The sequence below is a fragment of the Streptomyces sp. NPDC030222 genome (genome assembly GCF_055573115.1).
Genome location: NZ_JBVICA010000004.1, coordinates 1 through 21,323, shown reverse-complemented (window position 1 = coordinate 21,323; position 21,323 = coordinate 1). Strand labels below are relative to the sequence as shown.

At 71.5% G+C, this 21,323-nt stretch carries 19 protein-coding genes and 1 pseudogene; 7 read left to right on the top strand and 13 right to left on the bottom strand.

Annotated features, from left to right (window positions below; translation table 11 throughout):
* The first annotated feature begins 259 nt into the window (after positions 1-259).
* A complete protein-coding gene (locus ACZ4Z5_RS06955) occupies positions 260-1,261 on the top strand; it encodes a 1-aminocyclopropane-1-carboxylate deaminase/D-cysteine desulfhydrase (protein ID WP_468257767.1) in 1,002 nt (333 codons plus the stop codon).
* A gap of 137 nt (positions 1,262-1,398) precedes the next feature.
* On the opposite strand, the gene ACZ4Z5_RS06950 is transcribed toward ACZ4Z5_RS06955, so the two are convergent.
* The 7 genes from ACZ4Z5_RS06950 to ACZ4Z5_RS06920 form a co-directional block, all read right to left on the bottom strand.
* A complete protein-coding gene (locus ACZ4Z5_RS06950) occupies positions 1,399-2,163 on the bottom strand; it encodes a prefoldin domain-containing protein (protein WP_468257764.1) in 765 nt (254 codons plus the stop codon).
* A gap of 697 nt (positions 2,164-2,860) precedes the next feature.
* Positions 2,861-3,055, bottom strand: a complete 195-nt coding sequence (locus ACZ4Z5_RS06945) for a ferredoxin (protein WP_468258720.1) — start codon at positions 3,053-3,055, stop codon at positions 2,861-2,863.
* 572 nt (positions 3,056-3,627) lie between these two features.
* Positions 3,628-6,480, bottom strand: coding sequence for a helix-turn-helix transcriptional regulator (locus ACZ4Z5_RS06940; protein WP_468257761.1), 2,853 nt, complete (start codon positions 6,478-6,480; stop codon positions 3,628-3,630).
* Between the two features lie 285 nt (positions 6,481-6,765).
* Positions 6,766-7,623, bottom strand: a complete 858-nt coding sequence (locus ACZ4Z5_RS06935; protein ID WP_468257758.1) for an amidohydrolase family protein — start codon at positions 7,621-7,623, stop codon at positions 6,766-6,768.
* Between the two features lie 5 nt (positions 7,624-7,628).
* The gene (locus tag ACZ4Z5_RS06930) at positions 7,629-9,551 is read right to left on the bottom strand and encodes a hypothetical protein (RefSeq protein WP_468257755.1); all 1,923 of its coding nucleotides are present in this window, start codon (positions 9,549-9,551) and stop codon (positions 7,629-7,631) included.
* Positions 9,552-9,562: 11 nt separating this feature from the next.
* A complete protein-coding gene (locus tag ACZ4Z5_RS06925; protein WP_468257753.1) occupies positions 9,563-10,879 on the bottom strand; it encodes a hypothetical protein in 1,317 nt (438 codons plus the stop codon).
* Positions 10,880-10,881: 2 nt separating this feature from the next.
* Positions 10,882-11,817 (bottom strand): hypothetical protein, encoded by a 936-nt coding sequence (locus ACZ4Z5_RS06920; RefSeq protein ID WP_468257750.1) that lies wholly within the window; start codon positions 11,815-11,817, stop codon positions 10,882-10,884.
* 666 nt (positions 11,818-12,483) lie between these two features.
* Between ACZ4Z5_RS06920 and ACZ4Z5_RS06915 the strand changes: the two genes are divergently transcribed.
* A complete protein-coding gene (locus ACZ4Z5_RS06915) occupies positions 12,484-12,915 on the top strand; it encodes a VOC family protein (RefSeq protein ID WP_468257747.1) in 432 nt (143 codons plus the stop codon).
* A 162-nt stretch (positions 12,916-13,077) separates the two neighbouring features.
* Here the strand turns inward: ACZ4Z5_RS06915 and ACZ4Z5_RS06910 are convergent, their stop codons facing one another.
* On the bottom strand, positions 13,078-13,503 hold the full coding sequence (locus ACZ4Z5_RS06910) for a VOC family protein (protein ID WP_468257745.1): 426 nt from the start codon (positions 13,501-13,503) through the stop codon (positions 13,078-13,080).
* Between the two features lie 216 nt (positions 13,504-13,719).
* Between ACZ4Z5_RS06910 and ACZ4Z5_RS06905 the strand changes: the two genes are divergently transcribed.
* Complete coding sequence (locus tag ACZ4Z5_RS06905; RefSeq protein ID WP_468257742.1) at positions 13,720-13,920, top strand: DUF1918 domain-containing protein; 201 nt, start codon at positions 13,720-13,722, stop codon at positions 13,918-13,920.
* Positions 13,921-13,955: 35 nt separating this feature from the next.
* Here the strand turns inward: ACZ4Z5_RS06905 and ACZ4Z5_RS06900 are convergent, their stop codons facing one another.
* Positions 13,956-14,564 carry a GOLPH3/VPS74 family protein gene (locus ACZ4Z5_RS06900; protein WP_468257740.1) on the bottom strand — a complete coding sequence of 203 codons (609 nt, stop codon included), beginning with the start codon at positions 14,562-14,564 and terminating at the stop codon, positions 13,956-13,958.
* Positions 14,565-14,746: 182 nt separating this feature from the next.
* Positions 14,747-15,671: pseudogene (locus ACZ4Z5_RS06895) on the bottom strand (alcohol dehydrogenase catalytic domain-containing protein).
* Between ACZ4Z5_RS06895 and ACZ4Z5_RS06890 the strand changes: the two are divergent.
* Positions 15,552-16,070 (top strand): hypothetical protein, encoded by a 519-nt coding sequence (locus ACZ4Z5_RS06890; protein WP_468258772.1) that lies wholly within the window; start codon positions 15,552-15,554, stop codon positions 16,068-16,070. The pseudogene ACZ4Z5_RS06895 and the gene ACZ4Z5_RS06890 sit on opposite strands and share 120 nt — an antisense overlap.
* A gap of 142 nt (positions 16,071-16,212) precedes the next feature.
* On the opposite strand, the gene ACZ4Z5_RS06885 is transcribed toward ACZ4Z5_RS06890, so the two are convergent.
* Positions 16,213-16,407, bottom strand: a complete 195-nt coding sequence (locus tag ACZ4Z5_RS06885) for a ferredoxin (RefSeq protein ID WP_468257737.1) — start codon at positions 16,405-16,407, stop codon at positions 16,213-16,215.
* Positions 16,408-16,436: 29 nt separating this feature from the next.
* Positions 16,437-17,672 carry a cytochrome P450 gene (locus ACZ4Z5_RS06880; RefSeq protein WP_468257735.1) on the bottom strand — a complete coding sequence of 412 codons (1,236 nt, stop codon included), beginning with the start codon at positions 17,670-17,672 and terminating at the stop codon, positions 16,437-16,439.
* Between the two features lie 621 nt (positions 17,673-18,293).
* On the opposite strand from ACZ4Z5_RS06880, the gene ACZ4Z5_RS06875 reads away from it, so the two are divergent.
* Positions 18,294-19,472: a hypothetical protein gene (locus ACZ4Z5_RS06875; protein WP_468257732.1), complete on the top strand. Its 1,179-nt coding sequence runs from the start codon at positions 18,294-18,296 to the stop codon at positions 19,470-19,472.
* Between the two features lie 140 nt (positions 19,473-19,612).
* Complete coding sequence (locus tag ACZ4Z5_RS06870; protein ID WP_468257730.1) at positions 19,613-19,978, top strand: MmcQ/YjbR family DNA-binding protein; 366 nt, start codon at positions 19,613-19,615, stop codon at positions 19,976-19,978.
* Between the two features lie 51 nt (positions 19,979-20,029).
* Here the strand turns inward: ACZ4Z5_RS06870 and ACZ4Z5_RS06865 are convergent.
* A protein-coding gene (locus ACZ4Z5_RS06865) for an IS5 family transposase (RefSeq protein WP_468257727.1) occupies positions 20,030-20,847 on the bottom strand; the annotation gives its coding sequence in 2 pieces (ribosomal slippage) (positions 20,030-20,502 and positions 20,502-20,847; 819 coding nt in all).
* A gap of 129 nt (positions 20,848-20,976) precedes the next feature.
* Here ACZ4Z5_RS06865 and ACZ4Z5_RS06860 point away from each other — a divergent pair.
* Positions 20,977-21,323, top strand: a 347-nt coding sequence (locus ACZ4Z5_RS06860; RefSeq protein ID WP_468257725.1) for a transposase domain-containing protein, incomplete at its 3' end; no start/stop codon positions are given.

The window sequence follows — 21,323 nt, the reverse complement described above, 5'->3', positions numbered from 1 at the left end:
CCCGTCCTTGCCGTGCACGGTGGTGACGCCGGTTGCAAGACGACGATGACCGCCTGCAATGGGGTGGGCCCGGCTCGGGTCCGGAATCCGTCGCTGCTCCCGCAGGTCGTGGGGGGTGTGGCTGAGCAGCCAGGACCCGTGGGCTCCGGGCGTGTGGGCCACGGCTTGTCCTCGTGCCACAGCAGCGGTCCGTCGACGGAACCGCCGGCGATACTTGGCGCGGCTTCACCAGTGGCTGTCGGCAGCGCATCCTTGGTCCATGGCCATGGCACTGCTCCACCAGCACTACCCCGAGCTGCGTGACACCCTGCCGCACATCCGCCTTGGGTCGGCCCCCACCCCGGTCCGGCCGCTGCCCTCCCTCAGCACCGGGCGCGCCGACCTGTGGCTGAAGGACGAGGGGGCCTTCGGCCACGGTGGCTGGGGCGGCAACAAGATCCGCAAGCTGGAATGGCTCATCCCGGACGCCCGGCGCCTGGGCAGGCGTACCGTCCTCACCTTCGGCGGGCTGGGCACCAACTGGGGGCTCGCCGCCGCACTCTACGGGCGCGAACACGGCCTTGCGGTCGCCCTGGCCCTCATCGACCAGCCGCTCGACGACCATGTGAGCGCCCAGCTGGAGCGGCTGAAGCACTCGGGTGCCACCCTGCATTTCACGCGCAGCCGGGCCCGTACGATGGCCGCCCTTCCGCTGCTGCTCGTGCGGCACACCACCGGACGGCACCTGCCGTATGTGCTTCCCGCCGGCGGATCCTCTCCCGTAGGGACCCTCGGATACGTGGAGACCGCACTGGAGCTCGCCGCCCAGATCCGCTCGGGAGTCCTCCCGACACCCTCGCACATCGTCACTGCCGTCGGATCGGGCGGCACGGCCGCGGGCCTGCTGCTGGGCCTGCGGCTCGCAGGACTGCCGACCCGTGTCCTCGGAGTAGTGGTCAACGACGAACTCCGGCTGGACGGCCCCGCACTGCTCGGGCTCGCACGACGCACCGAGAGGCTGCTGCGGCGGCGCGGCGCCTCGCTGCCCGCGCTGCGCCGCACCGCCGACGACCTGGTCCTGGTACGCGACTGGCTCGGCCCCGGCTATGGGCATGCCACCCCCGAGGGCACGCGGGCTCAGGCGATTGCGTGCGAAGGCGAAGGCCTGGCCCTGGACCCCGTCTACACCGCCAAGGCGATGGCCGCGACGATGACGCTTGAGGAAAGCGGCTGGTTCGGCAGCGGGCCCGTGGTGTTCCTCCACACCAACGGCCCGCGTTGAAGGACGCCGCCGAACCCCCTCACGGCCACGGGGTCCGGCGGTGGGTGCCGCCGTCGGTCTGCGGTCTCCAGGGCGTCGAGGGAGGGAAGCCAGCGGGCGCCTCACCCGAGCCGCATGTGTGCGATCGTTCGGTTGGCTCAGCCGAGCGGTGCCTGGTACAGCCCACGGCCGGCGCGCTGGGCGCGGGACGTGGCGACGAGCCGGTCGAGCGTACTGCGGACGGCGTTGATGCTGCCCGAGGTGTGGTCGCGGCCGATCGCCTGGGCCACGTCCCGGGCACGGAGCTGAGTGCCCGCATTGCCGGTGAGGAAGGCGATCACCTGCTCGGTGAGGCCGCCTGAATCCTTCGGGGGCGCAGCAGGATGGGTGCGCCCTGTGCGCGCCGTCCTCGACGCCTTGGCACCTGTGGGCCTGGTGGATTTGTGTGACGAATTGCGTACCGCTCGCTTGCCTGCCGCAGACGTCGTACCCTCCTTGCTCGCCCTGGTGCCGACCTGTCGTGCCCGGCGAGGCGATGCCGGGCTCTCGGAACCCACCGCGCCTTCGTCCGCGGGCGTGGCTGCCGCCTGCGTCTCGGCAACGGGTGCTGCCGGCTCCGGCACATGTGTTTCGGCCTCCGGCGTCGCATCGGCAGTGGGCTCGACCGAGGCCACGGGTGCTGCGGAGACCTGCGGGACATCGGTCTCGGCGTCGCGGGGGTGTGGGACGGCCGTCACCGGGACAACTGTCGTCGACAGTGCGCTCAGTGCCGTCAGGGCACTACGGACCGATTCCAGCCGCTCGGATACGGCGGCAAGTTCCTTCTGCAGAGACTTCTGGTGTTCCTCCAGTTGAGGAAGCTCCGCCTGCAGCAGAGCAGTTGTTGCGTCGATGCTGTCCGCCGTGGTGACCGCTGCTGTCATGGTGCGCTCCGGAGAAGTGAAGGCCGGCATCCTGAGACAAACTTGGTGTGACTGCAGAGTATGACTGCTGAACACTGAATGGCACATACATAACTGCCGAATGACCACCGATGACACGACGAATGACGGGACGGACACCGGCACCTGTCACTTCCGGACGGTCTGGGGAATGGCCAGGGCAAACCGCCGGCGGGACCGAAGTCGTGGTGAGCAGGGCCCTGGCGCTTCTGCCCCAATCCCGCGTTCCACCCCCACTGAACTGCTGCCGGTCGGGGTGGAACGCATGGTGCGTCCCGCCTAAGGCGGCGGCGTCGCCTTTCCCGGTCTGCGGTGGGGCCGGGGAACGACTCGGTGGAGGGCGGGCCACCGTGCGCAACGGCCGGCGCACGGTGCGGGATGAGCCGTGGCGCGGAGTGGTCCGACGCCGACCCGGGCGGTTCTCGTTGCTCGTGCCGAGAGATGGAACGAGATCTGGAGGTGCATGGCCTGACGAGGACCGCGAAGCACACCATGACGGCTGTATCCACGCCTGTAGGGGCTGGCGGCGCCGCAGCCGGCTGCACACGTCTGCTGCGGCACCTTTCGAAGCCGGTCACCGGCTTGCGGCCGCGGACGCGGCTCAGGCCGTGGTGTGGGGGCAGGCGGTCGTCCGGACCGGACTGCGCGTTGTGGCGTGCCGGGTTGGGTCCTGTCTGTTTCAGTTGCCGGAGAGGCTGATGGCCTGCGCCGGGCACGCCCTGGCAGCCTCCTTCACCAGGGGGTCCCCGGCACCGTCCTCACGGCCCGGCAGTACTGTGCCGAACCCGTCGTCGTCCTGGGTGAACACCGCAGGGGCGGTAACCGCACACTGTCCGCTGCCGATGCAGGTGTCACTGTCGATGCTGACCTTGATAGACACGGAGTCATCCCTTCCGAGCGTCCGACGCACGAGGTCACGCGCGGAGGCCATGATCGCCTGAGGTGCGGCAGGAACCGGCGACCCACGACTCCGCCGTTCGGGTGGAGTGCGGAGAAACACCCCACCCCGGGGCGCCCGCCGTACCGGCTCCACTCAGGGAGGCCGGCCGGACAGCGGGACCGTCACCGGGATACGGCTTCTCAGGACCAGGACAACACCATCACGTCGTACACCGAAGACACACGACCCGCCTGGGCCTGCCCCACCTTCCGGTATCCCCAAGTGGCGTACGCCGTCTGCGCGGGTGATGCCTCGGGTTCCGGCCGCATCATGAGTGTGATCCTCTCGGCCTCGATATCCGAGATCAGTCGCCGGTGTATTTCCGCCGCGATTCCCTGCCGCCGCCATGCCCTCCGCACCGCGGGCTCGGCCACGTTGAACTTCCGCCGTCCCGTCTCTCTCACGGACGCCTCTTCGCGGGGCTCCAGCAGGGCACCCGGGCGGCCGCCGCGTTCGCCGCAGTCCGGCCGAGGCTTACGGGCGTGTGCCGTCGGCGGTGAAAGCCGTCACCCGTCGTGTCTGGTACCAGCACCGGCCGTCAGGGGAGCGGGTGGGTCTCCGGGTGGGACGAGGGCGGGGGACAGGCGATCCAGGAGGGCGGTGCGGGAGGAGATGCCGAGCTTGGCGTAGATGTTGCTGAGGTGGTACTCGACGGTTTTGACGCTCAGGATCAGTTCCTTGGCGATCTGCCGGTTCGTCAGGCCGGTGATGGCGAGACGGGCGACGGTGAACTCCTGTGCGGTGAGGGCGAGCGACGGCCGGGCGGGACGCACTGTGCGGCCGCAGGCGGCGAGTTCCCGCTCGCAGTGGAGCAGGAACGGCGTGCTGCCCAGGGCGGAGAAGATCTCGTGGGCCGCGCCCAGGTGCCGGGCGGCCGCCGTGCGGCTGCCGGCGCGGCGGAGGAACGCGCCGAGGTCCAGCTCCACGCGCGCACGTTCGAAGGGATCGGGTACGCGGGCAGCGGCCGCGAGGGCGACGGCGAAGGACCGTTCGGCCGCCTCGGGGCTGCGGCGGGCCGCCAGCAGGTTGGCGCGGGCCCGCGCCGTGGACGCGAGGACCGTGGGCCGGCCGTGCCGGGCTGCTGCCTGTTCCAGCGGCGCCAGGGCGCGGTCGGCGGCTTCGTACTCGCCCAGCACGGTGAGTGCCTCGGCCAGCCTGTGCCGCCACGGGTGGATGTCGGCACGAGCGGCGTCGGTCCCGGTCCCGGCGAGCGGCGTCAGCGCCGTCACCGCGGCATGCGGAGTGCCGCTGGCCAGGGCCAACCAGGCCCGGGCGCGGGCCACGTGGACCCGCGCGACAGGGCCGTCGCCGGCGCCGTTCTCACAGGCGGCCCGCAGATGCTCGGCTGCTCCGCTGCGTTCGCCGCGCAGGGCGCGCACCGTGGCGGCCCGGGAGCGGACCAGGGGCTCCAGCCACGAATGCCCGGTGTCGGTGGCGAGCGCGGCGGCCGATTCGAGGTGGTCCAGTGCGGTCGCCCAGCGACCGAGGCGGAATTCAGCCCAGCCGAGCAGCGCACCGGTGAGGATGCGCAGGGCTGCCGGACCCTGGCCGCAGTGGCGGGCTGCGGTGCGAAGGTCGCCGCGGGCGGCGGCCGGGTCGTCCGTCCACAGGCGGAGCACGCCGCGGGCCAGCAGCAGCCCGGTGTGCCGTCGGTCGACGAGGGACGCCTCGGGCAGCCAGGCGAGCTGGGCGAGGGCGCCCGCAACGTCCCCGCCGGCGCCCATGGCCACGAGGCGGGCGCAGCGCAGCAGCCCGCTGTCGAAGGGACCGGGCGGAAGGCCCTCGGCCTGCAGTGCCCAGTTCAGGGCGGTCTCGGCATGGCCGCGGGCGAGGGCGGCGTAGGTGAGTTGCTCCGCGATCCTGCGGGCCAGATGCGGTTCTGTGCCGGGATCGCACTGCTTCCATGCGTGGCCGAGGAGCGCCTCGGCGTCGTCGGCGTCGCCCCGGACGAGCGCGAGATGGCCGCGCACGTAGCGCTGCCGCACGGACGCACCGCCATGGGGCGCCGCCGTGGCGAGGCTCGCGGCGAGGGCGGAAGCCTCGTCGACGCGGCCGTCGTGGAGGAGGACGTCGACGGCGTCGGTGCCGAGGCGCTCACGCTCGGCAGGTGTCCCGGCCGAGCGTGCGGCGTGGCGGAGGAGGGACGCGGCCTTGGACCAGTGGCCGGAGCCCGCCTCTCGGCGCGCCTGCGCGGCGAGTTCACCGGCGAGTTCCGGGTCGGGGCTGCCGGTGGCCCGCAGTTTGTGGAGGACACGGACGTAGGCGTCGTCGACGAGCAGGGCGGCCGCCGCGTGGAGGGCGGTACGGCGGGCCGGGCCGAGGGAGTGGTAGACGGCGGCCCGCACCAGGGGGTGGGGGAAGGCCACGGACGGGGTGCCTGCGACGGCCTGGTCGGCGAGCAGGCCGTGAGCCACGGCCTGCTCGACGGCGGGCAGGGGGTCGGTGAGGCCGGCGAGCCGGGCCACGAGCGGCAGCGGGCAGGCGGTGCCCAGCACAGCCGCCGCTGCGACGAGATCCCGGGTGGCCGGTTCGCAGCGGGCCAGGTCGGCGAGCACGAGCAGCGCGTACGAGCGGGGTGCGGGCAGGGCGACATCCGGGGCGGCCAGATCCCCGGGCGGCACCTGCCGCAAGAGGGCCCGGGCGTGCAGCGGGTTGCCCTCCGTGTGGTCCCGCAGCCGTAGCACGGCGTGCGCGGGCAGCCGGGCCGGCACGAGGGCGTCGCTGAGTTCGCGCAGGTCCCGTGCGGTGAGACCGCTGAGGGTCAGCCTGGCGGTGTCCTCGTCGGCGATGAGCCGGCGCAACCCCTCGGGCAGGCGGGGGTCCGCCGCGTCCCGTGTGGCGAGGACGGTGAGCACACGTCGGCCGTGCAGCCTGCGGAGGGCGAAGGTGAGGGCCTGGAGGGACGGCGTGTCCGCCCAGTGCGCGTCGTCGATCACCATGACGACGGGGTCGCCGGTCCGGCCGTGGCGGGCGAGGCCGTCCAGGAGGTGCGCCCCTGCGGTGAACAGGTCGACGGGTCCCGGGCGGGTGCCGAGGCCGTCGGAGCCGAGCCCGTGGACGCCGGTGGGCGGCTCGTGGGAGGGCAGGTGTCCGAGCAGCTGGGCGAGCACCCCGTACGGCAGGGCCGCCTCGTCCTCGTCCCCGCTCGCCGCCAGCGTACGCACGGGGCCGGTGCGGCGCAGGAACTGGCGGACCAGAGCGGTCTTCCCGATGCCCGGTGGACCGTCCACGACGAGGAGGTGGGCGGACCCCGCCTCCGCGCGCCGCAGTCCGGCCCGCAGCGCGGCGAGTTCCGCTGTGCGGCCGCAGAAGAGGGATTCGACAGCGGGTGGGGGGACGTCCTGCGGACATGCTGACATCGCGACCCTTTCCTCGGCGGCGGGGCTGCTGGATCACCAAGGCACTGCGTCCACGATGGCGATCACGGGGTGGGGTTTCAACCGGTACGGGGATTTCGAGGTTTTCGTGGAGTTCGAAGGCCGGTCGACCCGGCGGGGTTGTGGGGAGGTTCGAGAAGACTCAGCAGTTCCAGCCACCCATGGAACGCAACAGGTTCCTCCGCGCCCTCCAGCACGGCGTGTCCGTACACGTCGCCGGCCTCGTGGTCCAGATCGATGATGAACCGCATACCGCCTCCGGGCGCGTCAGTGTCGTCGGACGAGGGGTGGTGTACGGGGCACGGACGGACCGTCACGGCGCCGGGGCCCGGAGACAATGCCGGCTCCCTGAGCGGGCGTTCCGCCGTGGGGCAGGGGCCGGGTGGAGGAGCGGGACTCTTCCGCCCGGGCGAGAAGCCGCAGCAGGTTGCCGCCGGTCACCAGCGCTTCGTCCCGCGGAGGCAGGTTCAGTGCGCGGATCTTCGCCAGTTCGAGCCCCGGGTGCAGCCAGGGTCCGTCCGAGCCGAACAGCAGCTTGCCGGGCCCGGCACGGCGCACCGCCTCGACCAGCAGGTCGAAGCGGCGCACCCCCGATGAGTCGGTGTGGACGTTCGGGTGCCGGGCGAGGTGGTCGAGGACGGCCCGCTGCGCACCCCAGTCGTCGGCGAAGCTGCCCAGATGCGGGATGATGAAATCGACGTCCGGGTATTCGGCGCCCAGGAGTTCGACGGGGGCGATGTCGCCCATCGGGTCGTACAGCACGGGCAGCCCGTGCCTGCGGGCGGCATCGCACACATCCCGGGTGATCGGCGCGTCCCGCCGGTGCACCTTGATCCCCCGGAAGCCCCACCGGCCGACCGCTTCGCCCACCATCCGGTGCACCCGGCCGGCGTCCCGCTGGGGGTGCACCATCGCGAACGGGATGAAGCGGCCCGGCCGGGCCGCCGCGATCCGGGCGAGCCGGCGGTTGGCCACGGCGTAGTCGTCGTGGAAGGCGGGGAGCAGTACGGTGCGGCGGATCCCGGCGGCGTCCGCCCGCCGCACGTACGAGCCGAGGGGCGCCGTGTCCCAAGGGCCGCTGAGGGCGGAGCCCCGGCCCGCGTGGCAGTGACAGTCGATGATCACGGAGATCACCCGCCCCGGCGAGGATCCCCGGGAGGAAGCTGGGCGCGGTCCGGCCAGGGACGGCGCAGCGCGGCGTACGACGTACCGCCGCGCGGCGGCAGGGCTCGGCCGCCCCGCCCGCCCACGGCGGGCGGGACCCCGGAGGCGCCGGCACCGAGAGCGGAACCGGGGCCGTGCGTGCCGGGCCGGTCGAGCAGCCGCCGGTACAGCAGCAGCGCGGGCGGTGTGGCCTCGACCCTGGTGTCGGTCCGCTCCACGCTGAGGTCGACACCCGTGACGGCCCGGTAGGCGTGCAGGTACCCCTGGACCTCGGTGCGCCAGTAACGGGCCCAGTTCGCCGCCTGGTTGCGGTTGTGCACATCCGTCCAGTTCCCGAAGCGTACGGCGAGCAGGATCTGTTCGCCGAACCGCCCGAGGTCGCGGAAATGGATGACGGTGTCCGGCGACCAGCCCTGGAGACGCTTCATGGTGTCGACCCGCTCCATCCAGGGCTCCGGGTAGGCGACCATCGTCCGGCCGGGAAGGAACTCGCGCATCTCGGGGCGGGCGAGCAGCCACTGCTGCATCAGCATCTCCTGCCGCGCCGTCCACGGCAGGTCCCCGTACTGGTTGTGCTGCCCCTCCGTCAGCAGCAGGTGGACGTCCTTGAGGGCGTTGAGGACGGGGAACCCGTCGGCGATGACGGTGGTGTCGTCGTCCTCCTTGTAGAAGACCGACGCCAGGTTGAGCAGGGTGTGGAACGCCTCCAGGAACCTGGGCCGGCTGTCCGCGGGCCGCAGCGCCTGCACGGCGGACGCGAGTGCCGTGATCCCGTAGTGGTGGTCGTACTCGTACGCCCGGCGCAGGTTCGTGAGCCGGTGCTGCTCGTCCTGGATGTAGCCCCACAGCAGGGGGTTGATGGCCCGCAGAGGGTCGATCTCCATATGGGCGAGGGGATCGCGGGCGCCGGGCCCGTGTACGTTCTGGAAACGGCGCGCGACCGCGTCGATCGACTGGACGAGCATCCCCTCCTCGTGCCAGTAGCTCCAGATGAGTTCGAGCAGGAAGGGAAAGGTCAGCTTGTCCCGCAGGATGCCGTAGCACTGCCGGCCGAAGCCCTCGGTGGTGTCGATGGCCTGCTCGCCGAGCTTCAGGCGGATCACACCGAGATACGGCAGCAGCGCGGGATCGGTCGCCGGGTTGCCACCGCCCTGCGGCTCGGCGGAGACGTACCGTCGCCACCGGTTCTCGATCGCCCGCCGGAACGCGTCGCCTCCCGGCTCCTGGCTGCCGTACCGCTCCCACTCCTGCGCAAGGTCCACGTCGCCGAAGAGGCGCGACACATTGCCGGACGAGACGTGGACGCCGCAATTGACCAGCAGGAACACCTCGGTGGCGACCTTCAGCAGCCGGTAGCCGTCCACACCGGGGAACGGCAGGGCGCGCGGTCCGGGATTGCGGCGCGGGTACGCCACCCCGCCGGGCTCCTGCAAGCCGCACAGGAAACCGTCGATCCAGCGCGCGTAGGCGTTGAACGAGATGCGTTCGGTGCTCCGCCGGATCACCGTCCAGAACGCCTGGTCGTCCGTGGGCTCCGTGTGCGTACGGCCCATATGGACCTGGACGCTGTCCCGCGCGCCGAACGGACGGGGGGTGACGACGACTTCGTCACTGCCCTCGTCCCGCACCTCCTCGCCCTCGTCGCTCCGCACGAACACACCGCGCACGGTGTACTCGGCGGGCTGCTGGTCCTCCGGAACGTCCCAGTGCGCCAACCGTGGGTCCGTCGCGTCGACGGTGTGCAGGGGCCCCACCCCGTCGATGCTCCACTCGACCCGTACGCCCGGCGGCAGCGCCGCCGCGTGGGTATCGGGCGAGTTCTCGGACAGGGTGAGCTGAACCCGCCCGCCCTGCGGGATGCGTTCCGGGCGGGCTGTGACGACGGCCATGGCCTACCTCCTCAACTGCTGGTGACGGCTCGCTCGCGGACACCCGCGCAGCCCGTCAGGGTGGTGAGCGTGCTGGACAGGGCCCAGTGCGTGATCAGTGAGCCGAGCAGTCGGCTCTCCGCCTCGGGGCTGATCCGGGCGGTTGCCCGGGCCTGTCCCAGCACCGCGAGGACGAGAGTGGGCGGCGCGGTCCGCATCAGGGCCGGCCGTGCCGCCCATGCGGCGTACCGGGCGAGGAGCAGCTCGGGCGTACGGGACGCCAGTGGCAGCGCCTCGCCGAGGCTGCGGCCGCCGAGCCCGGGCGGCCGGTGGTCGCGCAGCAGCCGCGCCAGCCCGGGCAGTGTCGCCTCCAACGCGCCGATCAGGCGGCGCGTCGGCAGCGGGGCACGGGTGGGGGGATAGAGGGACGACCACACGGCCGCCAGTCGTCCCCACTGCGGGTCCGGGTACAGCGCCTGCCCGAGAGCACAGCTGAGCCGGACCCTGATGTACGGGAAGGGATGCGGATCGCCGGGCGGCGGCGGGGTGAGCACGAACTCCCGCGGAAGGCTGACCACGCCCATCAGACCGAGCGTGCCGGCGATGCCGAGCTTCCCCACACACCAGAGGTCCGCGACGATCTCGGAGACCCACCGGCCCCACCAGGTGTACGCCACCCGGTCCACCGCGCTCCGCGCACCCCGCCCGACCTCGAACAGCCGTGCCCGCAGGTCCGGTACGAGCCCGAGCAGCGCGGCCACCTGGTGCCCCGCCTCATGGACCAGCGATGCCCCGACGCCGTACCCCACCATGCGCTCCCGGGGGATCCGGATCAGCGCGACCGGAGTCCGACCGCCGCCCGGAATCCGGGTATCGGCCCGGCGGATGGCGCCACCGGATCCCCGGTCGAGATAGCAGACAACCGGGGGCGGCACGACCGTCGACGCCGGCACACGCAGTGCGTCGGCCGCCGCCGTATCCAGCCCGGACAGCCACACCCCGACGGTGCTCTCGCTGCGCTGGGTGAGCGCGTCGTGGAACACGTCGAACTGGGTCAGCACCTGGTTGAACCGCCAGCGCACCAGCGCATGACGATGCTGCATCTCCTCGGGCGGGGCGCCCCGGCCGGGTCCGGCGAGCCAGGTGAGGAAGGCCCGGGCCCGGGCCCGCAGGGCGCGGCGCTCCCTGATCATGCAGGCCTCGATCGCGGCCTGCGCGGCGGGTGCCGGAGCGGCGGCGAGCACCATCGTCTCGTGCAGCACGAACGGCCTGACCTGGTCCAGCCGGGCCAGCAACGCCCGCGTCTCGCCCTCGAGCAGAGCGGCCACCTCAGGCCGGGCCGGTGTCACGGTCAGATCCCCAACAGGACGATCTTGCGTCCCTGGCGCACCCAACGACCCGACCGCGCGGCACGGCCGGGCACCGGTCCAGGGCCCGGTGCCGGCCCGACGGGCAGCACCCCGGCGGACGCCTGGGCCCCCGGACCGCAGCAGCGGTGTGCCTGCTGGCCCGGCGCCGCCCACGAGCGCGGCGGGACCTGCACGGCGGGCCCCGCGCCCGGGTGGCCGCCGGCCGGGGCGGGCGCCGGCCAATGCCATGGCGCCGGCTGGGCGAACTGCCGGAACCGCCGGGCCACCCCCGGCGCATGCCGCCGGGCCGCCGCCAGCACCGCGTCACCGGCCAGCGCCTGAGGTGCACCCTGCCGCCGGTCGAGCGCCGCGTTGCCCGCCGCCGTCGCCGCCAGCCGCACGATCCGCCGGGCGACCTCGAACTCGTACTCCTCGTGGTCCGCGCCCTCGGCCTCCAGCTCGAACAGGTTCTGCGCCATGGTGCCGAGCCGGGTGCCGACCGCCGTGCCGATTCCCGGTGCGACCATCGAGCCGAGCGCACCGCCGACCGCCGGCAAAGCGGCCCGTGCCACGTTCTTCACGATCCCGCCGAGGGAGCGCCCGACCGGTGACCGCAGGAAGCCGCGCACACCCCGCGACACGTTCCGGAACATCCGGCCCAGGAACTGTTCCAGTTCCGCCTCGCTGGAGACCTCCAGCAACTCCGCGGCGAGCTGCGCCTCCTCAGCCTCCGTCAGCGGACTCTCCAGCGACGTCATGCCCGCCTCGAGGGCGACCTCGCCCTCCGCGTGCCCGTATTCCTCCCAGGCTGCCTCCGCCTCGGAACCGAACTCCGCCTCGGCGCCCGGGAACTCGTGCAGCGCCGCCCCGGCACCGAACTCGTGGTCCCCCTCGTAGGTTTCACTCGCTCCGAAGGGGGCGAGACCGTACTGCTGCATTGCCCATCAACTCCTCGCCGTCGTGAGCCGACCGACCGTGGTCCGGCAAGCCCCTGCAAGATCGAGGGGCGTGACACGAAGTTATGAGGAGGACACCATGCGTCACCTCAGGGATCGCCCCCGAGATTCCCCCAGTCCCCAGGGCCTCCTGAACCCCGGGGTAGCCCCAGGGGCGCACGTCTGCGGGCTGCGGCGCCCTCCGGCACTGGTGCGAAACCTCCGGTGCGCCGGTCGGCCGGGGTTTGAGCCACTGGACGGGAGTGACTTCCCGCGATCACCGACGCGGCACCGGTCCGCCGGCTTTCCGGTCTGTCAGGCCGGGCCACCCGCCCGGCCGCCATCAGGCTGACAACGCACAAGCGCCGGCCGCGGTAATGGCCGGAGACGACCTCGTCCGGGTGGTCGTCGTGCGTGGAAGGAGGCTGAGGGGACCCGCTGCCGGTCCGCCTTCGCGACGACCGGAGGTGCAGCCGCCGCGGTCTCCGAGGCCCTTGGTGCTCATCCGTCCACTGTCAAGGACCAGGGATCTCCTCCGAGGGGCACCCCCGGGTTGCCGGTACCTGCACGGCAGCCGGCGGAGCCGGACCGCCGGAACCACCGAAGGCGAGTGGCACGCCCGTCCGTTACCTCCTTGCCCGTGTCGGAGGCGACCAGTACGGTCCGGCCATGAACTGGACACTCGAAGTCGTTCTGGTCCCGGTCTCCGACCTGGACAGGGCGAAGGACTTCTACGCGACCAAGTGCGGCTTCAAGACGGATCTCGACACCGAGGTGGCGCCGGGCATCCGGATCATCCAGCTGACCCCGCCGGGTTCGCGCTGCTCCATCGCCCTGCAGAGCGGGATGCCGCTGGCACCCGGTGAGATGCCCATGACGCCGGGTTCGCTCCAGGGGCTCCAGCTGTGCGTCACCGACATCGACGCGGCACGCGCGGAGCTGACGTCCCGCGGCGTGGAGGTCAGTTCCGTCCAGCATGTGGATCCGGAGGGCTGGACGGAGGGCAAGGGCGACACCTGGAACTCGTTCATGTTCTTCAGGGACCCGGACGGGAACGGCTGGACGGTCCAGGAAGCACCCTCGGAGCTGTCCGAACGCTGAACGCGCCGGGGAGCCCGACTTGTCGTCTGTGAGCCGGCTTCTCGTCTCCGGGGCGGCCGGCCCGCAGCCGCACCCCGGAAACGGACCTGTGCGGCGGGCCGCCGCCCGGGCGCCTTGGCCGGAACCATGACCGGCCACCCTGTCCGGTCACCGGGCCTCGCTTCATCCGACCGGCTGGCCGATCCCCAGCATGTTCCCCTCGCTGTCGCGGAACCACGCACCTCGTTCACCCCGTGCACCCTTGCTCGGGTAGTTCCCCTCGATCTCCGCGATCCCGTTCTGCGTGCGCAGTCCGGGCAGGTCGACGTCCTCGAACACCACACCCCGCTGCCTGAGTTCCGACACGACGGCCTCGATGTCATCGACCTCCCAGCCCATCTGCGTGAACGTGCCGGGCGAGGTCCCCGCCGATTGGAACAGCGCGAAGTCCACGCCCCCGCACCGGTACAGCAGGCCGCCCGGCCGTTCGTCCACCGGTTCCAGTCCGAGCTGCTCGGAATAGAAGCGCCGCGCTCGGCCCAGATCCTGGCACGGAAGCCTGGTCGCAACGCTGCCCCGGGACAGGGCGCTGCAGTTGTCTGCGTTCATGCCTCCACTGTGCCGCGAGCGGTGACCGGAACGGCGGAGGCACCAGGCGCGCCACCGCGAGCGGCCCCGGAGCGCGGAACCGGCGGGCACGGCCCCGCACTGGGCTGCTGTGCGTCCATACGGGGGATCCCTTGAGATGACTCGTGGTCGTACCGCAGGTCATGCAGGACGATGGGCGGTGGATCGGTCGTCCCCCTCGGAGAGGAGCAGCGAAGGATGCACGCCAGCAAGGGTGATCGTCTCGTCGTCCATGGCCGGGTCGTCGGCAAGCATGATCGAGTGCTGGAGATCGTCGAGGTCCTGGGGCCGGACGGCTCGCCGCCTTACAGGGTGCGGGCGGAGGACGGACACGAAACGATCATGACCCCGGGCCCGGACAGCGTCGTCGACCACCGGCGGCACGCCGACAAGGCGTAGACGGGGGCGCCTTCCCCGTCTACACGGTGCGGTCGTCATTCGCCTCGCCAGATGTTGTCGAAGGCGGCCTGCTCGATGGCGCGTCGCTGACGCATGGCCTCCAGTTGCGTCCGTGCGTCGTGGACCGCGGCAAGCACCGTGTCCGCGGTGTCATCGCCGGTACTCGGGAAGTCGGAGGGACCCTCCCGGTCCTTGCCGTGGACGCCGGCGGCCGCGGCCAGAGTCGCCAGAACGGGCTCGCCCGCTGCCCAGCGGCTCTCCGCCTCGCGGCGGCCCGGAGAATCGGCCGGCACGACGCGACCGTCCCGGAACAGGCCGCGGCGTTGTCGGTCGAGCTGCCCTTCCGCTTCAAAGGCGGCCAGATAGGCGGCGTAGAGGCCGCGGCCCCTGCGCCACAGCCAGTCGTCGACCGATTCGTACGGCGATTCGCGGACGAGCGAGGATGCGGCCTGATCCAACAGAGAGTCCGTTGTCGTCGGGGGATCGCCCGGCACGATGCGATCGACGTCGAGGGTGACGGCCCGCGCTTGGAGAAGATCGATCACCTCGGCTCCGGCGAGGGCGAGGGACAGGTCACCCTGGTCCACGGAGCGGCTGACCGCCTCGTCCGAGGAGATGTACATCAGGTCCCGTGATGTGCTCATGGATCAGCTTCGCCTCGCGACGGTCGAAGGGTTCTGTCCTGCCGGCCCCGGCCCGCAGTAGCCTCTCGTGCGCGCCCGATCAGCGCAACCACCCTCCACGGCCGGGACGGCGGCGCCGGCTGCGGACTGCGGGCGTTCCCCCCGGGCAACGGCCGGCCGTCGAGCCCGAACGGAAGCGCGGATCACCGGGTGGTGAGCACCATCCGGAAGCGCGCGGCACCCGAGAGCATCTTCTGGTACGCCTCACCTGCCTCGTTCAGGGACACCACCTCGACTGTCGGCCGGATCCCGTGCAGGGCGCTGAACGCCATGGTGTCCTGCACGTCCTGCGAAGTGCCCGACGGATGGCCGCGGACGGTCCTGGCGCCCGTGATCAGCTGAGCGGGGTGGATACCCGGCGGTTCGGGAGCAACGCCGATCACCACCAGCTCGCCGCGGTGTGACATCCCGTCCACCGTCGCTGCGATGGCTGCCGAGCCGGTGGCGGTGGCCAGGACGACTTTGGCCCCGCCGAGGAACCGCAGCGCGTCCGCGACGGAAGGCGTCCGTCGTGCTGTCGACGTAGTGGTGCGCACCGAGCTGCTCGGCGAAGCCGGCCTTGTCGGCTCCACGGGCGATGGCCACTGTCTCGAAGCCCATCGCAGCCGCGTACTTCACCGCGAGGTGGCCGAGACCGCCGATGCCGAGCACGGCGACCAGGTCGCCCGGCCGGGCGGAGCTGTACCGCGACCCGTTGTACGTGGCCACCCCCGCACAGGCCATGGGGCCGGCATCGACCGCGGCCAGCCCGTCCGGGATCCGGGCCAGGGCGTCGACCGGTGCGATCACTGTCTCGGCGAAACCCCCGTCGTATGCCCAGCCGGGGACCTTGAGGCTCTCGCACACGATGAAATCGCCCTGCCTGCACGGTGTGCAGTGGCCACAGCTGCCGCCGAACCAGCCGACGGCGACCCGGTCGCCCACCTGCCAGCCCCTGTTGTGCGTCGCGTGGCCCAGTTCCGCCACGCGCCCGGCAATCTCATGACCTGGGACCAGGGGAAAACGGACGCCCGGTACCCCGTCGTTCACGAAGATGGCGTCAATGTGGCAGATCCCGCACGCATCCACGGCGATGCGAACATGGCCGGGGCCCGGCTGCGGCACCTCGCGTTCGGCGATCTCGAAGGGTCCGCCGGCCGCGGCGACCTGCGCGACTCGGTATGTACTCATCTGGTTCTCTCCCAGAAGCAGGCGCAACGGACCCTGCTACCCAGCAGACCAGCTCCGGCCCGATCGTGCGCGCCGAAGCGGCCGGGACGCCGGGCGGGCCCGGCTGTGCCCGCACTGCACGCCGGCTCGACCGGCCGGGTCGCCCTGCGGACATCCGGCGCCGAACCGACCGCGTGGTCCGTGTCGCATGCCCGCGACGAGGACGGACGGCTGATCGCGATCGCCGTCCGAGTGCAGGTGCCACGAAGCGACCGGACGGCAACGCCCGAGCGGTGGCCGTCGTGCCTGAACGCATGAGACCGGCCGTGTCCTGCGACCGCCGAGCCGGACCGGGACGGCCGGGCCCAAGTCCACCGCGGCGTGAACGACCCGGCTCCACCCCCGCCACCCCGGCCGTGCCGCCACCGCGACGGCCAGGGCAGGCGGAGACGGTGCGAACTCAGCCGGCCCGTACGGAGATTGCCGCGACGGGGCAGGCACGCGCGGCCTCCCGTACCAGCGCGCTGCCACGTCCGGTTCCGGCGCCGGGCACGAGCTCCCCGAATCCGTCGTCGTCCTGGGTGAACACCTCGGGCACGGTCAGCGCGCACTGCCCGGCTCCGATACACCGCTCCCTGTCGATGTCGATCACCATTGTGGGCTCCCCGTGTTCGTCCACCGCCCTCACCAGGTGACCGGCAACTCGACCATCCCCTGGATGGTGTCGCCGGGCCTGAACGGGATCCGGTCGACCGGCTCGGCCAGACGCAACCCCGGCAGGCGCTCGAACAGCGTCCCGATGGCGATCTCCATCTCTGCCCGCGCCAGGTTCTGTCCGAGGCACTGGTGGATACCGAAGCCGAACCCCACGTGATGCCTGGCCGACCGGTGCCAGTCCAGTGTGTCGGGCTCCGGATACACGGACGCGTCCCGGTTGATCACCGAAGTGGAGAACACCACCCCGTCGTCCTTGCGGATCACCTTCCCGGCGATGTCGATGTCCTCGGTCGCGACCCGCAGTATGCCGTCGGCGATCGACAGGAACCGCATCAACTCCTCCACGGCAGTGGGCAGCAGCGAAGGGTCCGTCCGCAGCTCGGCCAGCTGCGCGGGATGCCTGAGCAGCGTGTACACGCCCAGCGAGATCATGTTGGCCGTGGTCTCGTGCCCGGCGACCAGCAGGACCACCGTCAGCGACACCAGCTCTTCGACGCTCAGCTCCCCGGTCTCCAGCCGCTCGGCGATCAGCTCGTCCAGCAGGCCCTCACCGCCCGACGCCGCGCCACTGGTCTCCTTCCGTTTGCGGTCGATCAGCCGGGCCAGATAGGCGTCCATCTGTTCCCGCCCGTCCTCCACATCCGTTGCCGACGGGCCGCGCAGGAGACGCCGCGACTGTTCCTCGAAGAACTCGTGGTCCTCGTACGGCACGCCCAGCAAGGCGCAGATCACCACGGAAGGAACCGGCAGCGCGAACGCACTCACCAGTTCTGCCTCCCGGCCGCGGGCCACCATCGCGTCGATCAGCCGGTCCACGGTCTCCTGGATCCGCGGACGCAGCGCGGCGGCCCGGCGCACCGAGAAGGCGGGGATCAGCATCCGCCGCTGGTCGTTGTGCTCGGGGTCGTCGACACCGATCAGTGCGGCACGGCGGGGACGGGTCTCCGCGAATCGGCGGGTCGGCGCGGGAAACGCAGCGTTCTGCCGGTCCGATGACAGCCGGCTGTCCGAGAGCAGCGCCCGCGCTTCGGAGTGGCCGGTCACCACCCACACCGAACGCCCGTCGAAGAGGGTGACCCGGCTCAGCGGCCGGTTGTCGCGCAGCGGCTGGTAGGCGGTGGGCGGATGGTAGGGGCAGGTACGGTCCTGGGGGAAGGCAACGTTGTCGGAGGGGAAGCGGGCAGGGGTCGTCACATCAGCCATCGAGCACCTCGCGCGGTGATCCGATTCCTTCGGTCCCATTACATGCCTTAGGCATCTATCTTGCAGCGGTGTGATTCGGCCAAATGCCATCGGGCGCCACCGCCACCCTCAGCGCCCCCCACCGCCGATGCCCGCCTCAGGAGATCCCTGCCGCCCGACAACGACGGGACCGGGACGACGCGGCGCACTCGTGTGTGCATGACTGCATCTTCGCCTCGTCGGTTCGCCGTTCGGTGATCAACCGTGCTCAGTCGCCCGTACGGATGACGCAAAGCAACGTCCGCATGCGTGGCGCGGACGGCCGTGGTCTCTTCCCCTTACGGGGATGCGGTGGTCCGGCCTCAGGTCCCGGCCGGCGATGACAGGCTCGCTTCCGGACCGGCGGTCATCGTTACGGCGGACAGCTGTTCGTCGAGACCGGCCTCGCGCCGCTCCACGCCTCGCTCCTCTGCGACGCCCGTCCCAGCACCCCGGAAGCCGTCGGCCCCCTCGGGCAGGCGCGCCGAAGGCCGGTCGTCTCACTTTGCCGGTGCGTTGCGTCTCGATCCCCTGGGCGCTCCGACCGTGGTCAATTCAAGGACCGCCATCTCCCCGTTCGCTTGCACCAGTTACGGTGCTGACGTGGCAATCTCAGGGGTGGACGCAGGATCAGGGACCGCGGTGCTGCTCGCGGCGGCGCCGGTTGGAAAGGGCCGCATGATCGATGCGGCATCGGTGCTGTCGACGCTCGCGGCCGTCCCGCCCAGCGTGCTGACCGGCACCGTCTCGGCCACGGTGGTGGAGCTCGCCGACCCTCTCGATCCGCAGGCCGTACTGACCCGCATCCGAGGCGCGGCCACCACGTCGGGGCCCCTTGTCCTCTGCCTTGCCGGACAGCTCCACGTCGATCACAAGCAGCACCAGCTGCATCTGGCACTGGCCCGTACGACCCCTTCGACCCTCCGCTACACCGGCGTGCCGTGGCACTGGCTCATCACCGAACTGCGGCTGCGTCGCACGGGGGCCACCACCGTCATCGTGGACCTGGTGGCCGATGCGGACGCATGGGAGCAGCTGCGCCGCCAAGGGCTGACGCTCGGGCCCGGAGTCCGCCTGTACGGACGCGTCACCCCGCCTCCGCCGCGCAGCGTCGTCGCGAGCCCGGCCTATCTGCGCGCATGTGCCGCGGTGTGGCGCAGTGGAGCCCGGCCGCCGATCGGTCGGCTCCACCAGCATGCCGCCGCCCGTGCCGACGGGCCCGACGACCCACTGCTCCTGGCCGTCGAACCAGTCGAGACCGCAGCAGCAGCAACCGGAGACCGGCCGGCGGTACCGATCCCTGCTCAGCCCCCTGCTGGTCCCGCCAACCGCCCTGCGGGCGTCGATCCGCATCCGGCGATCATGGCCGCGGCGCGGGCCGGGCGACACGATGAGGCCGTAGCCCTCGTCACGGCATGGGAAACGGACGCCCTCCAGACACACGGCCCCGGCTCGATGGAGGCGATCCACTGGCTCGAGGTGCGCGCGGATCTCGCGCGTCTCGCCGGCGATCCGGCCCGTAGCTGCGAGCTGTGGATGGAAGCCGCGACAGCACGTCTGGACCGTAGGCAACAAGGCGTCGACCATCCGGACGTGGAGGCGGACGTCGACCGTGCCCACCACCAATGGGAGCACGTGCCGGACCCGGACCGGGCACGACGGCTCGCCCCGCTCCTGGCCTCCTTGCGGCGCCGAGTGCCCGGACGCCAGCATCGCGCCCTGCAGGCATTCCAGCGTCGCCTGGAACACCTGCAGAACCGCCCGGCCAGCCCCGTGGGTTAGGGAGTCGTCGTCGGTGCCCGGGCGCTGCACCACTGCGGTGGGCGCGGGCCCGCCCGGGCAGCAAGGGCCGGGCCGTCGTCCGGTTCGGCGGTCCTCACCGCAGGCCGTGGGCGTCAGTGGCGCTGGTTACGGTGGTGGGCATGATCGATGCCGAGGATGTCCGCCGTATTGCCCTGTCCCTCCCCGAGACGGTCGAGAAGGAAGCGTGGAGCATGCCCACGTTCCGAGTGGCCGGGAAGATGTACGTCACCATCCCGGATGACCAGACATCGTTCGCCGTCCGATGCCCGAGGCATGAGCGGGCGGAGCTGATCGCGGCCGAGCCGGACAAGTTCTGGGTGCCGCCGCACGAGGCGAGTTCGGCATGGGTCCGGGTCAGGATCGCAGCGCTCGAGGACGTGGACGAACTGTGCGACATCGTCGTCGACTCCTGGCGCCAGGCGGCACCGGACCGACTGGCCGAGCAGTTCCCCCGCCTGCGGCCTGGCCCTGATCGCGGCGAGTGACTACCGCTCCTGGGCCCGGCAGCGTAAGCCGATCCGCATTAAGACCGTGTCCTATGTGGTGAGGCGGAGGAGTCGCTTGTAGCAGCAGATGGCTGCGGCGAGGCCGAGGAAGGCCAGGTAGTTGCGGGGGTGTCGTTCGTAGCGGTGGTTGAGCCGGCGGTAGCCGGTCAGCCAGGACATGGTCCGCTCGATCACCCACCTGCGGCGCCCGAGGCGTTCTGACGACTCGATGCCCTTGCGGGCGATGCGGACGCCGATACGTTTCCCGCGGAGCCATTTCCGCAGTTCAGGTATGTCGTAAGCCTTGTCGGCGTGCAGACGCTGGGGTTTGAAGTTCCGGCCGCGGTGGGGGTCGTGTCTCGTTTGGTGACCGAGGAGCATGGGCTTCAGGGCCTGGCTGTCGTGGGTGTTGGCGGCCGAGAGGCCGACAGTGAGGGGCAGTCCGTTCGCGTCCGACAGGACGTGCATCTTGGAGCCCGCTTTGCCCCGGTCCACGGGGCTCGGGCCGGTGAGTTCGCCCCCATTTTCGCCCTGACGTGGGCGGAGTCGAGGACGGCCCGGGACAGGTCGAGCAGGCCGGCGTCGTCGAGGCGGTGCAGGATCTCTTCGTGCAGCCGGCCCCACACCCCGGCCCTGGACCAGATCAGGAACCGGCGATGGGCGGTCGACTTCGAGACGCCGAAACAGGGCGGCAGAGCCCGCCAGGCACATCCGCTGACCAACACGTAGATGATCGCAGCGAACAGCGTCTCATCAGGCGTGTCCTGCGTCCCGCCGCCCTGCGGCCGCACCCGAGAAGGCGGGATCAAGGGCTTCGCGATCTCCCACAGCCCGTCCGGAACAATCCAACTCCACGTACCCCGCCCCATGACAGCCCCAACGACCACCTCACCACATAGGACACGGTCTAAGGCCAATACCGGTGACTTTGATGGTGGTGGGTCGTTGGGGGTGGTGTGCCAAGGCCAGGTCAGGTGAAGTCGTCATCGGGTGAGCGATTGTCGGACCGGATCGCTCTGGGTGTGCTGACGCGGGTGTTTCCGCCCGAGTTGGTGGATGAGGTGGTCGTGGAGTGCGGGCGCCTGGAACAGCGGTCCCGGCTGCTGCCGGCCCGGGTGGTGGTCTACTTCGTGCTTGCGATGTGTCTGTTCTCCGGACAGGGCTATGAGGAAGTGGCCCGGCTGCTGACGCAGGGCCTGGAGAGGGTGCGGCGGTGGGAGAAGCCGTGGCGGGTGCCGACGACGGCGGCGATCGGCAGAGCCCGCAGGCGGTTGGGGCCGGAGCCGTTGAAGGTGTTGTTCGACCGGGTGTGCCGGCCGGTGGCTGCCTCGGACACGGCTGGTGC